Raw genomic sequence first — 14,630 nt, forward strand, 5'->3', positions numbered from 1 at the left:
CTGTGAAGGATCGGCGTGCACGCGACGCGATCGGTTCTCGCCCGACTGTTCGACGGAAAATTTCCGGTCCGAAGGATTCCCGGCGCAAGAGACCGGCTGCCCGGTCCGAATGTGGCGCGGCACACGAACCGGCGCTGCGCGGGTGGATGCCCGCCTCTCGTGTCGGTCCCTCCCACTAGGCTGTGAGCCATGCCTGCGTCCGACTTTCCCGCGTTCGACACCACGCTTCTCGATACGTTGTCCCGGCGTGTCGTCATCGGCGACGGTGCGATGGGCACGATGTTGCAGGCCGCGGATCTCACCCTCGACGATTTCCGCGGGTTGGAGGGCTGTAACGAGATCCTCAACGAAACCCGTCCCGACGTGCTGCGCCACATCCACCGGGCCTATTTCGAGGCGGGCGCCGACGCGGTCGAGACCAATACCTTCGGCTGCAATCTCCCGAACCTGGCCGACTACGACATCGCCGACCGCATCCGCGACCTGTCCGAACGCGGCACCCGTCTCGCGCGCGAGGTCGCCGACGAGATGGGGCCCGGCGCCGACGGCGCCCCCCGGTACGTGCTCGGGTCGATGGGGCCGGGTACCAAACTGCCCACCCTCGGCCACGCGCCATACACCGCGCTGCGCGACGCCTACACCGAGGCCGCCCTCGGCATGCTCGACGGCGGGGCCGACGCCATCCTCATCGAGACCTGCCAGGACCTGCTCCAGGTCAAGGCGGCGGTCACCGGCAGCCGCCGCGCCATGACGGCGGCGGGCCGCCGCATTCCGATCATCACCCACGTCACCGTGGAGACCACCGGCACCATGCTGGTCGGCAGCGAGATCGGCGCGGCGCTCACGGCGCTGGAGCCGCTCGGCATCGACGTGATCGGGTTGAACTGCGCGACCGGCCCCGACGAGATGAGCGAACATCTGCGCCACCTGTCGCGGCACGCGCGGATTCCGGTGTCGGTGATGCCGAACGCCGGTCTGCCGGTGCTCGGCGCCGACGGGGCGGAGTATCCGCTCACGCCCGAGGAACTGGCGACGGCGCTGCGCGGATTCGTCGCCGAATTCGGACTCGCCCTGGTCGGCGGCTGCTGCGGTACCACGCCCGAGCACATCCGCCGGGTCGCCGAGGCGGTGCGCGAAGTGGAACCGACCCTGCCCGCCCCCGCCGAACGCCGCCACACCACCCACGAGCCGAGTGTGTCGAGCATGTACACGGCGGTGCCGTTCGAGCAGGACGCCTCGATCCTCATGATCGGCGAGCGCACGAACGCCAACGGCTCCAAGGCGTTCCGCGAGGCCATGCTGGCCGAGGACTGGCAGAAATGCCTCGACATCGCCAAGGACCAGACCCGCGACGGCGCCCATGTGCTCGATCTGTGCGTCGACTATGTCGGCCGCGACGGCACCGCCGATATGGCGGCGCTGGCCGGGCGCCTGGCCACCGCCTCGACCCTGCCGATCATGCTCGACTCCACCGAGACCCCGGTGCTGCGGGTCGGCCTGGAGCACCTGGGCGGGCGCTGCGCGGTCAACTCGGTGAACTACGAGGACGGCGCCGGACCGGAATCGCGTTTCCAGCAGACCATGGCACTCGTCGCCGAACACGGGGCGGCGGTGGTCGCGCTGACCATCGACGAGGAAGGTCAGGCCCGCACCGCCGAGAAGAAGGTGGAGATCGCCGAGCGGCTGATCGCCGACATCACCGGCAACTGGGGACTGCTGGAGAGCGACATCATCATCGACACGCTCACCTTCACCCTCGGCACCGGTCAGGAGGAGTCGCGCCGCGACGGCATCGAGACCATCGAGGCCATTCGCGAACTCAAGCGCCGCCACCCCGAGGTGCAGACGACGCTCGGTCTGTCGAATATCTCCTTCGGTCTGAATCCGGCGGCCCGGCAGGTGCTGAACTCGGTGTTCATGCACGAATGCGTGCAGGCCGGACTGGATTCGGCCATCGTGCACGCCTCCAAGATTCTGCCCATGGCCCGCATTCCGGAGGAACAGCGCCGGACGGCGCTGGATCTGGTCTACGACCGCCGCACCGACGACTACGACCCGCTCCAGACACTGATGGGCCTGTTCGAAGGCGTGTCCGCGGCGTCGTCGCGAGCCTCGCGCGCCGAGGAACTGGCCGCGCTGCCGCTGTTCGAACGTCTCGAGCGGCGCATCGTGGACGGCGAGAAGGCCGGGATCGAGGCCGACCTCGACGCCGCGATGGCCGAGGTGCCGCCGCTGCGCATCATCAACGAGACCCTGCTCGCCGGGATGAAGACGGTCGGCGAACTGTTCGGCTCCGGTCAGATGCAGCTTCCGTTCGTCCTGCAATCGGCGGAGGTCATGAAGTCGGCGGTGGCGTATCTGGAACCGCATATGGAATCCACCGACGATTCCGGCAAGGGCCGGATCGTGCTCGCCACCGTCAAGGGGGATGTGCACGATATCGGCAAGAACCTGGTCGACATCATCCTGTCCAACAACGGCTACGAGGTCGTCAATCTCGGTATCAAACAGCCGATCGCGACCATTCTCGACGCCGCGGTGGACAAGAAGGCCGATGTGATCGGCATGTCGGGACTGCTGGTCAAGTCGACGGTGGTCATGAAGGAGAACCTCGAGGAGCTCAACGCCAGGGGAGTGGCCGACCAGTTCCCGGTACTGCTCGGCGGCGCGGCGCTGACCCGCGCCTATGTCGAGAACGATCTCACCGATGTGTACGCGGGCGAGGTGCACTACGCGCGCGACGCCTTCGAGGGCCTGCGGCTCATGGACGAGATCATGACCGTCAAACGCGGCGGCGGACTCGATCCGCACAGCCCCGAGGCCATCGCCGAACGCGAGAAGGCCGCCGAGCGCAAGGCCCGCCACGAACGCTCCAAGCGCATCGCCGAGCGGCGCAAGGCCGCGGAGGTGCCGGTGCAGGTCCCCGCGCGTTCGGACGTCGCGGCGGATCTGCCCGTGCCGGTTCCGCCGTTCTGGGGCACGCGGGTCGTGAAAGGTCTGGCACTGCACGAATATTCGGGTCTGCTCGACGAGCGGGCGCTTTTCCTGGGGCAGTGGGGCCTGCGCGGTCAGCGCGGCGGTGAGGGGCCCGGCTACGAGGAACTGGTCGAATCCGAGGGCAGGCCGCGGCTGCGGTACTGGCTGGACCGGCTGTCCACCGAGGGCGTCCTCCAGCACGCCGCGGTGGTCTATGGGTACTTCCCCGCGGTCTCCGAGGGCGACGACGTGGTCGTGCTGACCGATCCGGAACCCGATGCCGCCCAGCGCTACCGGTTCACCTTCCCGCGTCAGCAGCGCGACCGCTTCCTGTGCATCGCCGATTTCTTGCGGTCGCGGCAGGCGGCGCGCGAGACCGGTCAGGTGGATGTGCTGCCGTTCCAGCTGGTGACGATGGGGCAGCCCATCGCCGATTTCGCCAACCAACTCTTCGCGAGCGACAACTATCGCGATTACCTCGAGGTCCACGGCATCGGCGTCCAACTCACCGAGGCGCTCGCCGAGTACTGGCACCGCCGGATTCGCGAGGAACTGGTGCTCGAGGGTCACGCCGTGGCCGACTCCGATCCCTCCGACGTACAGGAGTACTTCAAGCTCGGATACCGGGGCGCGCGCTACTCCTTCGGCTACGGCGCCTGCCCGGATCTCGAGGATCGGGCCGCACTGGTGGATCTGCTCGGGGCGGACAGGATCGGCGTGGTGCTCTCGGAGGAGTTGCAGTTGCATCCCGAGCAGTCCACCGACGCGTTCGTGCTCCTGCATCCCGAGGCGAAGTACTTCAACGCCTGAGTTCCGCCGTCCTGTGACGGTGGTCACCGACATTTCCGGTCGTGTGCCGGAAGTGCGGCGCGTGAACATCGCTGACATGGGTAATGCGCTGGTGTCCATGGGATATCGCACGAGGGCATGTCCGTTGTGTCCGGGCGCGCGCCTGTCGGCCGCACGGACTCGGCGACCCGATCCGCGGACCCGCCGTGTCGCGGCTGGATGTCTGTCGGTCGGATATGTCATTGTCGACTGTGTTGCTGCATCCGTAGCAGTCGGCGGATGCGAACGCTGAGCTGTTCGGATGGCAAAGCACAACGGCGAGTAGGATTTTCGGGTCGGCCCGGACGGTCCGACCCGCGGATGTGCTGGATGGCTCGGTGTCAAGCAGGAGGGCGCGACCAGATGACGGCGGAGCGGTTGATCGCTGGACGGTATCGGCTCACCGATCCCATCGGCAGCGGCGCCATGGGAGTGGTGTGGCGCGGCACCGATATTCGGCTGCGCCGCACGGTGGCCGTCAAACAGCTGCTGCTGGCTCCGCACCTGACCGGATCGCAGGCACTGGAAGCCAAACTTCGCGCGATGCGGGAGGGCCGCATCGCGGCCCGGCTGCACCATCCCAACGCCATCACCGTCTTCGACGTGGCCGAGGAGGACGGTCAGCCCTGGCTGGTCATGGAGTTCATGGACGCGCCGAGTCTGGCGGCGCGGCTGTCCGGTAAGCGCACGCTGCCGCCGCTCGAGGTCGCCCGCATCGGGGCGCAGGCCGCGGCCGCGCTGTCGGCGGCCCACGCCGCGGGCATCATGCACCGCGACGTCAAACCCGCCAATCTGCTCGTCGCCGACGACGGCACGGTGAAGATCACCGACTTCGGCATCTCCCGCGCGGTCGGCGACGTGACGGTCACCGCCACCGGATTCCTCGCGGGCACGCCCGCCTATCTCGCGCCGGAGGTGGCGCGCGGCGAGAATCCCGAGCCGGCCTCGGACGTGTTCGCTCTCGGCTCCACCCTCTACGCCGCCGTCGAGGGCGCACCTCCGTTCGGCGAGGGCGATAATCCGCTGGCGGTGCTGCACGCGGTGGCGCGGGGCGAGATTCCGCCGCCTCGGCGGGCCGGTGAGCTGACCCCGGTGCTGATGCGCCTGCTCACCGCCACCATAGAATCCCGCCTGACCATGTCGGAGGCCAAACAGGCACTGGAAGCGGTGGCGGCGGGTCGCGCACCGGCCTTGGCCGCCGCACCGGCCGCGACCAAGGTGCTGCCGCCGCCGGGAACGGTCGCGGCCGCCACCACGGTGCTGCCGAACGACCGCGACGCCACCGAGGTCGTGTCGAAGTCGGTGACCACCGGTCCGCCCCAGCCGCCGGAGACCGGCCCCGTTCCAGCTCGACCTGTGACGACTCCGCCCCCCGTGCGGCCGGAGACCTTGCCCGCGGCCACCGCTCCGGCGGCCGGCGGCGGTGCTGACAAGCGACTGTTCGGTGTGGCCGCGGCGGCGGTGGTGGCATTGCTGATCGTCATCGTCCTCGTGGTCGTCGTACAGAAGCGTGACAATTCCGATCAGACCGCCGCGCCTTCCGTGCCGAGCACCCCCGCCGCGGCCCCGGAAGCGGGCGGCGGATCGATCATGGACGGCAGGCAGGGGCAGGCCGAACCGTCCTCGGCGCCGCGGACCTCGCCCACCACCACCACGCCGCCGACCACGACGACCACCACCGTGACCACCACGGCCGGACCACCGACCCCGGAAGGCATCGCCAACTTCATCCAGGGCTACTACGGCATGCTGCCCGGTAATATCTCGGGCGCGTGGACCCAACTTTCACCGGCGTATCAGGCGCAGACCGGCGGATACGGCGTCTACAGCTCCTTCTGGTCCTCGATTCGTTCGGTGCGGGTCAACGGTGTGACGCCCGGCGGCGGCGACAGCGCCACGGCCTCGCTCACCTACGTCAAATCCGATGGCAGCACCTCCACCGAGAACCGTTGGTTCCGGGTCGCTTCGGAGGGTGGCCGCCTGGTCATCACCGCCTCGAGCACCTGACGGGCCGCTGAATCGCGTCGGATATCGCATCCCGGCGGTGTCCTCGCTCCCCGGGGCATCGACCCGGGCGGTTCCGTGTTGTCGATAGGCTGTATTCGATATCGATCGTCGCCGGTGCCCGCATCGGGTTCACACTCGTCAGCAGAGGAGAAGTTCGGCACGTGAGCGCGCCACTCGCCGCGGTTCTGTGGGATATGGACGGAACCCTGCTGGATTCGGAGAAGCTGTGGGATATCGCGGTCCGTGAACTCGCGGTCGAACTCGGCGGTGTCATGAGCGACGAACTCCGGCACGCCCTCATCGGCGCCTCCGGTCCGAATGCCCTCGCCATCCTGTTCGCCGGACTCGGTCTGGAGCCGACCGTGTCGGCGCTGGGGGAGGCGGGCCGTTTCCTCGAGCTCAGGGTCACCGAGTTGATGACCGGGCCGATTCCGTGGCGTCCCGGCGCGAAGGACGCGCTGGCGCTGGTGCGCACCGAGGGCCTGCCCAGCGCGCTGGTGACCAATACCAAGCGCTCGCTGACCGAATACGGACTCGAAACCCTCGGCCGCGATTTCTTCGACGTCTCGGTCTGCGGTGACGAGGTGGCCGAGGGCAAGCCCGAACCCGACGTGTATCTGCGCGCCGCCCAGCTGCTCGATGTCGATCCGAAACATTGTGTGGCCATCGAGGATTCGCCCACCGGCGCGCGGGCGGCGCAGGCCGCGGGGTGCGCGGTCATCGTCGTCCCGTGCGAGATCGCGGTGCCCGCGGCGTTCGGCCGGGTATTCCGCGAGTCACTGGTCGGGCTCACCGTCGACCATCTGCGCGAGGCGCTGCACCCGCGCGCCTGAGTCCGCGGGTGCGCCGGATACGGACGACGGAAGCGGAATCGACTCTCGTATGCGGTTCGGCTATCGCGCGGCACCGACTCGATCGCCGTGCCGCCCGCTCGCGCGGCGATGGACGAGCCCGGCGCCGCGGCGGCATCCGCGCATCCGGTGTCCGGTTCGCGGGCGGCGGTGGTCGAACTTGTGGATGCGGCCAAAGCTTTCGGCGAGAACCATACCGAATGTCGTGATTGCTTCGAGGATCCGGCCCGACCGGCTGTGAATTCTCTGCGCGCGCGGTGCGGGCGAGGCGGTCGCCCCGCCTTCCGGCGAGGGCGGGAATCGGCGCGTCCGAGGCGTGCGGACGCGGCTCCATGATCGCGACACCCCCGAGCGCGTCATACCGAGAGTTACTGTCCCGCAACACATGTGATCGCAGATAGCAGCTGTGACCGTTCTCACGGGCTATCTTTCCGAATCTCGGGCGTGTCGTGCCGATCGGCCAGCAGAATATCGACATGGCAGTAACGGGCGTTCTTGACGAGATCGTCGACACCGCAAGGTATCCGCTCGCCGATATCGAGGGTGACGGGCGCGGCGCGGTGGTGGCACGGGCGCGGGCGGAACTGGCCGAATCCGGCTGCACCGTCCTGCGCGAGTTCATCCGTCCCGCGCTCGTGGACTCCTTGCGCGCCCAGGGCGAGGCCATCGCGCCGCACGCCTACTACGAGGTCCAGCGGGTCAACGCCTACAACATTCCGCTGGATGCCGAACTACCGCAGGATCATCCGGGCCGGATCGTGCTCGAGCGCGGTAACGCCTTCGTGCCCCGCGACCGTATACCCGCCGACGCGCTGATCCACCGCCTCTACACCAGCGCCGAGTTCCAGCGCTTCGTCGCCGACTGCTTCGGTCTCGGTGAACTACACGAATTCGCCGATCCGCTGGCCGGATTGTGCCTGAACGTGGTCGCGCCCGGTATGTCGCATCCCTGGCATTTCGACACCAACGAATTCACCGTCAGCATGCTGACCCAGCCCGCCGAATCCGGCGGTGTCTTCGAGTTCTGCCCGAATATCCGCTCACCGCACGCCGAGAACCTCGATGACGTGCGCGATGTGCTCACCGGCGCGGCCGATCGTCTGGTGCGCCGCCTCGAGTTGCGCCCCGGCGACCTGCAACTGTTCCAGGGGCGCTTCTCCTTGCATCGGGTCTCACCGGTTACCGGTGCCGTACAGCGACATTCGGCGATCTTCGCCTACACCGACCGGCCCGGTGTCATCGGCACCGTGGAGCGCACCCGTCAGCTGTTCGGACGGGTGCTACCGGATCACTTAGCCGCGGCCGACGCCGTCCGCGGCGACCGGCTACTCGACTAGCCGATCTCCGCGTTCGATCGAGAGGAACGACAAGCGTGCCAGTGCCGTTGCATACGACCGGGAAAGCCTCCTTCGACCACATATACGACCGACCCGATCCCCGCGACTACTACGCCCGGATGTCCGAATTGGACTATCGCATACCGGAACTGGCGAAACCCCACTTCGAACAGCAGATTCGTGAGTACCGCGCCTCCGCGCGGCTGAGCGCACCGACCGTGCTCGACATCGGCTGCTCCTACGGCGTCAACGCGGCACTGCTGCGCCTCGGCGTCGGCATCGACGAACTCGCCGAGCACTATCGCGAGGCCGCGCGATCGTGCGCCGCCGCGGAATCGGCGCGCGCCCATCTCATCGCCCGCGACCGCGCCAGGCTCGCCGCGGCCGATGCCTGTCCCGATGTCCGTTTCATCGGGATCGACGCCGCCCGCCCGGCATTGGACTACGCGCGGGAGGCGGGCCTGCTGCAGGGTGCCGTACACGCCGACCTCGAGGCCACCGATCCCACCGACGCGCAGCGCGAGCTGCTCGCCTCGGCCGATATCGTCATCTCCACCGGCTGTATCGGCTACGTCACCGAGAAGACGCTGGTCCGCATCGCCACCGCCCATCCGCGCCGCAGGCCGTGGATGGCGCATTTCGTCCTGCGCATGTTCGACTTCGCGCCGATCGAGGCCGAGCTCGCCGCACTGGGATACCGCACCGAACGCAGGCCCGGCCTGTTCGAGCAGCGCCGCTTCGCCTCCGACGACGAGCGCGAGCAGGTGCTGAACACCCTGTCCGACAAGGGAATCGATACCGCCGGACAGGAGTCGGAGGGTTGGCTCTACGCCGCGCTCTACGTGTCGCGGCCCGCGTTCGACCAGCGCGAGGGCGACGCCCGCGACTGAAGCGGCGAACGACACGCGCCGCGACCCTTCCCAAACTTCGGCCCGACGCCGAGGATCTTGTAGTGAGTCGACGCACTCTCTTTCGAATCCGTCACGTCCACCCACCACACCGAGGAATCCGACTTGAGTGACCGCACCTTCGCCGCCGAAGACCATTTGCCGCGGGTACCGCTGCCCACCCTGGAAGCCAGCGCCGAGCGCTTCCTCCAATGGTGCGCCCCGCTGCTGACCGACGACGAACTGGCCACCACGAGGGCCGCCGTGGACGATCTGCTGCGCGCGGACGGACCGGGCCGGACCCTGCACGAGGCACTGCGCGAATACGACGCGACCCCCGGCGTCGGTAGTTGGCTCGACCTGTTCTGGCCCTCCCGCTACCTGGGCAGGCGCGACCGGATCGCCCTGAACGCCAACTTCTTCTTCCTCTTCCGCGACGACACCGTGCTGGCGTCCTCCACCGGGGCGACACAGGTGGAGCGCGCGGCCGCGATCATCTCCGCCGCGGTCGACTACAAGCTGGCCCTCGACGAGGAGGCCATCGCGCCGGTCACCCAGCGCGGCCAGCAGTTGTCGATGTGGCAGAACAAGTACCTGTTCTCCGAGACCCGCATCCCCGGCGTGGAACAGGACTCGGTGCGCGTGCCCTACAGCGACGAGGCTCCCGGCCCCTCGCCCGCGCGCCACATCGCGGTGTTCTACCGGGGCAACCTGTTCACGATGGATGTGATCGGCCCCGAGGGCGCGCCTTACACGCCCGAGGATCTCGCCGAGGGTCTGCGCGCCGTGCAGCGGGCGGGCGAACAGCGCGCGCAGAGCCCCGTGGGCCATCTCACCACCAAGGCGCGCGCCGAATGGGCCGCCGACCGCGCCGCGCTGCGCGCCGAACCCGCGAACATCGCGGCGCTGGACACCCTGGAGACCGCGTTGTTCGCCGTATGCCTCGAGGATTTCGCCCCGCGCGACACCCTGCACGCCTGCGATCAGCTGCTGCACGGTGACAGCGGTAACCGGTGGTTCGACAAGTCCGTGTCGTTCATCGTCTTCGCCGACGGTCAGGCGGGCATCAACGTCGAACACTGCGGTCTGGACGGCACCACCATCCTGTCGTTCGTCGACACCCTGCTCGAGACCTCCGCGGCCGACCACGCCGCCCGATCGGGGGCGCAGCAGCAGGGCGCGCCCGCCGTCGCGCCGATCGAGTTCGCGCTCGACGACACGCTGCGCGCCGCCATCGCCGAGGCCGGGGCCGACTTCGCCGCCTACGCCGCGGCCAACGCCACCACCGCGATCTCGTTCGAGGATTTCGGCACGACGCGGGCCAAGCAGCTGAAGATATCCCCGGACGCCTTCGCGCAGCTGAGCTACCAGCTCGCCCACCGGCGCAGCAAGGGATTCACCGGTGCCACCTACGAGTCCATCGCCACCAGGCAGTACCGTAACGGCCGCACCGAGGCCATGCGGGTGGTGACGCCGGAGATGATCGCCTTCGTCGACGCCATGGTCGATCCGCGGGCCGACACCGCGGCCAAACTGGTCGCCGCGCGCACCGCGGCGACCGCGCACGTCGAACGCGCCAAGCAGTGCCAGTCCGGCGACGCCCCGGAACAGCACCTGTGGGAGTTGCAGTGGATCCAGCGCCGCCGCGGCGCCGAACTCGGGGTCACCGAGCCGCTGCCGCTCTACGACAGCCCCGGCTGGACCGTCATGCGCGACGACTACCTGTCCACCAGTTCCGCGCCGTCGGTCAACATCACCTTCTTCGGTTTCGGCTCCACCAGCCCGACCTGCATCGGCATCGCCTACGTGCTGCTGCCCGACCGCTGGAACCTGTACCTGGCCACCCCGGAGTCGGTCGCCGACCAGATGCACGCCTTCGCCGGACATCTGCGCACCGCGGTCGCCGACCTCGAGGCCCTGCTCGCCACGGACTGACACTTCCCGCACACCCGCACCACCCCGTCGAACTCCCCGCGCACTCCTCGCGCACTCCTCGACGGGGTGGTGCTGTGTGCGGGGAGTGTGCGGAGGTCTGAGAGAATGGTTTTCCGTGAAGAACTTCGAAACCCTGTTCGCCGAGTTGCAGGACCGTGCCCTCACCCGCCCCGCCGGGTCCGGCACCGTGGCCGCACTGGACGCGGGCGTGCATACCCAGGGTAAGAAGGTGCTCGAGGAGGCCGGTGAGGTCTGGCTGGCCGCCGAGCACGAGAGCGACGACGCGCTCGCCGAGGAGATTTCACAGCTGTTGTACTGGGTCCAGGTGCTGATGGTCGGCCGCGGGCTGAAGCTCGAAGACGTGTACCGACATCTGTGACGGCTCGCCGCCGAACCCGCCGCCGTCACATCCTCGAAAGGACACCCTTCCCATGCTGCGCGTCGCAGTCCCGAACAAAGGCGCCCTCTCCGAATCGGCCACCTCGATCCTGGCCGAGGCCGGATATCGCAAACGCACCGATTCCCGCGACCTGACCGTGCTCGACCCGGCCAACCAGGTCGAATTCTTCTTCCTGCGCCCCAAGGACATCGCCATCTACGTCGGGTCGGGCGAACTCGACCTCGGCATCACCGGCCGCGATCTCGCGCTGGACTCCGGTGCCCCCGTGCAGGAACGGCTCTCGCTCGGCTTCGGCCGCTCGACATTCCGCTACGCCGCGCCCGCGGGTCGGGAGTGGAAGGTCGAGGATCTCTACGACAAGCGAATCGCCACCTCCTATCCGAATCTGGTGCTCTCGGACCTGCGACGCCGCGGCATCGAGGCCGAGGTCATCCGGCTCGACGGCGCGGTGGAGATCTCGATCCAACTCGGTGTGGCCGACGCCATCGCCGATGTGGTGGGTTCGGGCCGCACGCTGCGCCAGCACAATCTGGTCGCCTTCGGCGAGACGCTGTGCGATTCGGAAGGTGTGCTCATCGAGCGGGTCGACTCCGATCACCGCGACCGCGCGCGCAATCAGCTCATCGCCCGCATCCAGGGCGTGGTGTTCGCCCAGCAGTATCTGATGCTGGACTACGACTGCCCGCGCGCGCTGCTCGACCGCGCGGTGCGCATCACTCCCGGACTGGAATCGCCCACGGTGTCGCCGCTGGCCGACGAGTCCTGGGTGGCCGTGCGCGCGCTCGTGCCGCGCGGTCGGGGCAACGAGGTCATGGATCAGCTCGCCGACCTGGGCGCCAAGGCGATCCTCGCCACCGACATCCGCTCCTGCCGGGCCTTCTGACCGCCGGGTCCGCGCCGCGCGCGGCCGATCAGTCCGCCACCGATTCCGCCAGTGTCTCCCGCGGCGATTCGGTGGCGCCATCGGCGGGCCAGCCGGGATAGGGCGGGAGCGTGCCGCCGAATTCCGGGCACAGCGGTTTGTAGTCGCAATAGGCGCACAGCCACCCGGCGTTCGGGCGGAAGTCGCCGGTGCGCCCGGCCGCGAGTACGGCCTCCCACAGCGCGGCCAGGGTGCGCTCGAAACGCAGCAGTTCCTCCTCGTCGGGCGCGTAGGTGAGGATCTGCTCGTCGGCGAGGTAGATCAACCGCAACTGGGCGGGCAGCACGCCGCGGGTGCGCAGTACGACCAAGGCGTAGAACTTCAACTGGAACAGCGCCTTGGTCTCGGCGGTGTGCCCCGGCGCGCGCCCGGTCTTGTAGTCGACCACCCGCAGCTCACCGGTCGGGGCCCGGTCGATGCGGTCGACGAAACCGCGCAGCAGCACGCCGTCGCCCAGTTCGACCTCGACTTTCGCCTCCCGTGATTCCGGATCGAACCGGGTGGGGTCCTCGAGCCGGTAGTAGGCGGCGACCAGTGCGCGAACCTCTCCGAGGAATGGGTCGAGTCCGTCGGCGGTGACCAGCTCGGCGATCTCCGCGTTGTCGGCGAGCACCCGGGCCCATGCGGGGGCGACCAACTCGTCGGCGCGCTCGGGCGAGCGTTCGGCGGCGGGCAGACCGAACAGATCCTCCAGCACCGCGTGCACCACCGTGCCGCGCACCGCGTGCCGCGAGGGCGGCTCGGGAATCCGATCGATCGCGCGCAGCCGGTACTTGAGCGGGCACTGTTTGAAATCCATTGCCCGCGAGGGAGACAGCGCCGGACGCCGCCGAGCGGTATGGCCCGCCGCGCCGGGATCGGGGTCGGCATCGGCGGGGGGCATGGACACGCTCGCTGACATACCTGGCAGGCTATCCGGCGGTACCGACACCGCGGCGCGATCGGCGGTCGCCGACTCGGCGCCGCGGATCCACGCGCGCCGCGTTCACGCAGGCGAGTGGAACGGAGATACATGACGGCCAGACGGACCGGGCCTTTCACCATCGGTGACCGGGTGCAGCTGACCGATGCCAAGGGACGCCTCTACACGGTCGTCCTCGAGCCCGGCAAGCAATTCCACACCCATCGCGGCGGGATCGAACACGACAAGCTGATCGGCGCCGACGAGGGCAGTGTGGTGCACTCCACCAATGGCACGCCGTATCTGGCGCTGCGCCCGCTGCTGGTCGACTACGTGCTGTCGATGCCGCGCGGCGCGGCCGTCATCTACCCCAAGGACGCCGCGCAGATCGTGCACGAGGGCGATGTGTTCCCCGGTGCGCGGGTGCTCGAGGCGGGGGCCGGATCGGGCGCGCTGACCTGCTCGCTGTTGCGCGCGGTGGGGCCGGGTGGGCGGGTGATCTCCTACGAGATCCGTGCCGACCACGCCGAGCACGCCGTGCGCAATGTGGAGACCTTCTTCGGTGAGCGCCCCGACAACTGGTCGCTCACCGTCGCCGACGTGGCGGCATACGAGGGCGAACCGGTCGATCGGGTGGTGCTGGACATGCTCGCGCCCTGGGACGCGCTGCCCGCGGTGTCGCGCGCGCTGGTTCCGGGCGGGGTGCTCATCGTCTACGTGGCGACCGTCACCCAGCTGTCCAAGATCGTCGAGGCGCTGCGTGAACAGGAGTGCTGGACCGAGCCGAGATCATGGGAGTCGATGGTGCGCGGCTGGCACGTGGTCGGCCTCGCGGTGCGTCCCGAACACCGCATGCAGGGCCATACCGCGTTCCTGGTGAGCGCGCGGCGGCTGGCCGAGGGTACGGTGACCCCCAAACCGCAACGTCGTCCGTCGAAGGGCTGAGGGCCACTCTCGGCCGTCGCCGGTGCGCGGGCGCGCGCACGGGCGACGCGTCGGCGCGCTACGGCGCACAGGGCGCCTGGGCGAAACCGAGCAGCACGCAGGCGCTCGGGTCGGAGATCTTCCAGGTGCCGTCGACCTGCTGCCAGGTCAGCGGCATGGGCGGGGCGTCGCCGTTGGGCGAGCTGATGACGACCTGGGCGGTGGCGCTCTGTCCGTCGACCTTGACATCGTTCACCACGAACTTCAGGGCGCCGTACCCGGCCAGCGCCTTGGTCATGGTCTCGATGTTGGACGCGCGCTTCTGACCGTCGACCACGATGGCGACCTTGGCCTGTGCGGTCTCGGCGGGGTCGGCGAAGGTCGCCAGGGTGGTCCGCAACTGCTCCGCCGAGGGCGCCGCAGCGGCGCTGTGATCGCCGTGACCGGCCGAACCCGTGGTCACGGCGGCGGCGGATGTGGTAATTGCTGTGGAGGTGGCACTGGCGGCGGTGTCGGACTCGGCGTCCGATCCACATCCGGTGAGCCCTACCGTCGTGGCGATCGCCACCGCGGCGGTGGCGACGCATACGCGCAGGGTTCTGGCGGTGAGGAGCATTCCTGGCTACCTTTCGGCTCGATGGGCGAGAACTACCGCCCGCTTC

Annotated in this window: 11 protein-coding genes; 9 read left to right on the forward strand and 2 right to left on the reverse strand. The window is 68.9% G+C overall.

Annotated features, from left to right (window positions below; translation table 11 throughout):
• Positions 1–189 precede the first annotated feature (189 nt).
• From metH to hisG, 8 genes are all read left to right on the forward strand, one after another.
• Complete coding sequence (metH, locus tag APZ21_RS10605) at positions 190–3,786, forward strand: methionine synthase (protein ID WP_054813086.1); 3,597 nt, start codon at positions 190–192, stop codon at positions 3,784–3,786.
• Between the two features lie 381 nt (positions 3,787–4,167).
• Positions 4,168–5,811, forward strand: a complete 1,644-nt coding sequence (locus APZ21_RS10610; protein ID WP_054813087.1) for a serine/threonine-protein kinase — start codon at positions 4,168–4,170, stop codon at positions 5,809–5,811.
• A gap of 161 nt (positions 5,812–5,972) precedes the next feature.
• Positions 5,973–6,644 carry an HAD family hydrolase gene (locus APZ21_RS10615; protein WP_275426197.1) on the forward strand — a complete coding sequence of 224 codons (672 nt, stop codon included), beginning with the start codon at positions 5,973–5,975 and terminating at the stop codon, positions 6,642–6,644.
• 494 nt (positions 6,645–7,138) lie between these two features.
• Positions 7,139–7,999, forward strand: coding sequence for a HalD/BesD family halogenase (locus APZ21_RS10620; protein ID WP_054813191.1), 861 nt, complete (start codon positions 7,139–7,141; stop codon positions 7,997–7,999).
• 35 nt (positions 8,000–8,034) lie between these two features.
• Positions 8,035–8,889 carry a class I SAM-dependent methyltransferase gene (locus APZ21_RS10625; RefSeq protein WP_054813088.1) on the forward strand — a complete coding sequence of 285 codons (855 nt, stop codon included), beginning with the start codon at positions 8,035–8,037 and terminating at the stop codon, positions 8,887–8,889.
• A 123-nt stretch (positions 8,890–9,012) separates the two neighbouring features.
• Complete coding sequence (locus APZ21_RS10630) at positions 9,013–10,821, forward strand: choline/carnitine O-acyltransferase (protein ID WP_054813089.1); 1,809 nt, start codon at positions 9,013–9,015, stop codon at positions 10,819–10,821.
• 115 nt (positions 10,822–10,936) lie between these two features.
• A complete protein-coding gene (locus APZ21_RS10635) occupies positions 10,937–11,200 on the forward strand; it encodes a phosphoribosyl-ATP diphosphatase (RefSeq protein WP_054813090.1) in 264 nt (87 codons plus the stop codon).
• A 52-nt stretch (positions 11,201–11,252) separates the two neighbouring features.
• On the forward strand, positions 11,253–12,104 hold the full coding sequence (gene hisG / locus APZ21_RS10640) for an ATP phosphoribosyltransferase (protein WP_054813091.1): 852 nt from the start codon (positions 11,253–11,255) through the stop codon (positions 12,102–12,104).
• A 28-nt stretch (positions 12,105–12,132) separates the two neighbouring features.
• On the opposite strand, the gene APZ21_RS10645 is transcribed toward hisG, so the two are convergent.
• Entirely contained in the window at positions 12,133–13,026 is an 894-nt protein-coding gene (locus tag APZ21_RS10645) for a RecB family exonuclease (RefSeq protein ID WP_239476580.1), read from the reverse strand.
• 129 nt (positions 13,027–13,155) lie between these two features.
• On the opposite strand from APZ21_RS10645, the gene APZ21_RS10650 reads away from it, so the two are divergent.
• Positions 13,156–13,989, forward strand: coding sequence for a tRNA (adenine-N1)-methyltransferase (locus tag APZ21_RS10650; RefSeq protein WP_054813093.1), 834 nt, complete (start codon positions 13,156–13,158; stop codon positions 13,987–13,989).
• A 58-nt stretch (positions 13,990–14,047) separates the two neighbouring features.
• On the opposite strand, the gene APZ21_RS10655 is transcribed toward APZ21_RS10650, so the two are convergent.
• Positions 14,048–14,584, reverse strand: coding sequence for a WKL family lipoprotein (locus APZ21_RS10655; RefSeq protein WP_054813094.1), 537 nt, complete (start codon positions 14,582–14,584; stop codon positions 14,048–14,050).
• Between the last annotated feature and the right edge of the window lie 46 nt (positions 14,585–14,630).

The sequence above is a fragment of the Nocardia arizonensis genome (assembly GCF_001310275.1).
GTDB classification, from domain to species: Bacteria; Actinomycetota; Actinomycetes; order Mycobacteriales; family Mycobacteriaceae; genus Nocardia; species Nocardia arizonensis.

Bases quoted from the DNA above. Each gene is read 5' to 3' on its own strand.
- metH (WP_054813086.1), top strand. From the start codon at position 190: ATGCCTGCGTCCGACTTTCCCGCGTTCGACACCACGCTTCTCGATACG.
- APZ21_RS10610 (WP_054813087.1), top strand. From the start codon at position 4,168: ATGACGGCGGAGCGGTTGATCGCTGGACGGTATCGGCTCACCGATCCC.
- APZ21_RS10620 (WP_054813191.1), top strand. From the start codon at position 7,139: ATGGCAGTAACGGGCGTTCTTGACGAGATCGTCGACACCGCAAGGTAT.
- hisG (WP_054813091.1), top strand. From the start codon at position 11,253: ATGCTGCGCGTCGCAGTCCCGAACAAAGGCGCCCTCTCCGAATCGGCC.
- APZ21_RS10645 (WP_239476580.1), bottom strand. From the start codon at position 13,026: ATGCCCCCCGCCGATGCCGACCCCGATCCCGGCGCGGCGGGCCATACC.
- APZ21_RS10650 (WP_054813093.1), top strand. From the start codon at position 13,156: ATGACGGCCAGACGGACCGGGCCTTTCACCATCGGTGACCGGGTGCAG.
- APZ21_RS10655 (WP_054813094.1), bottom strand. From the start codon at position 14,584: ATGCTCCTCACCGCCAGAACCCTGCGCGTATGCGTCGCCACCGCCGCG.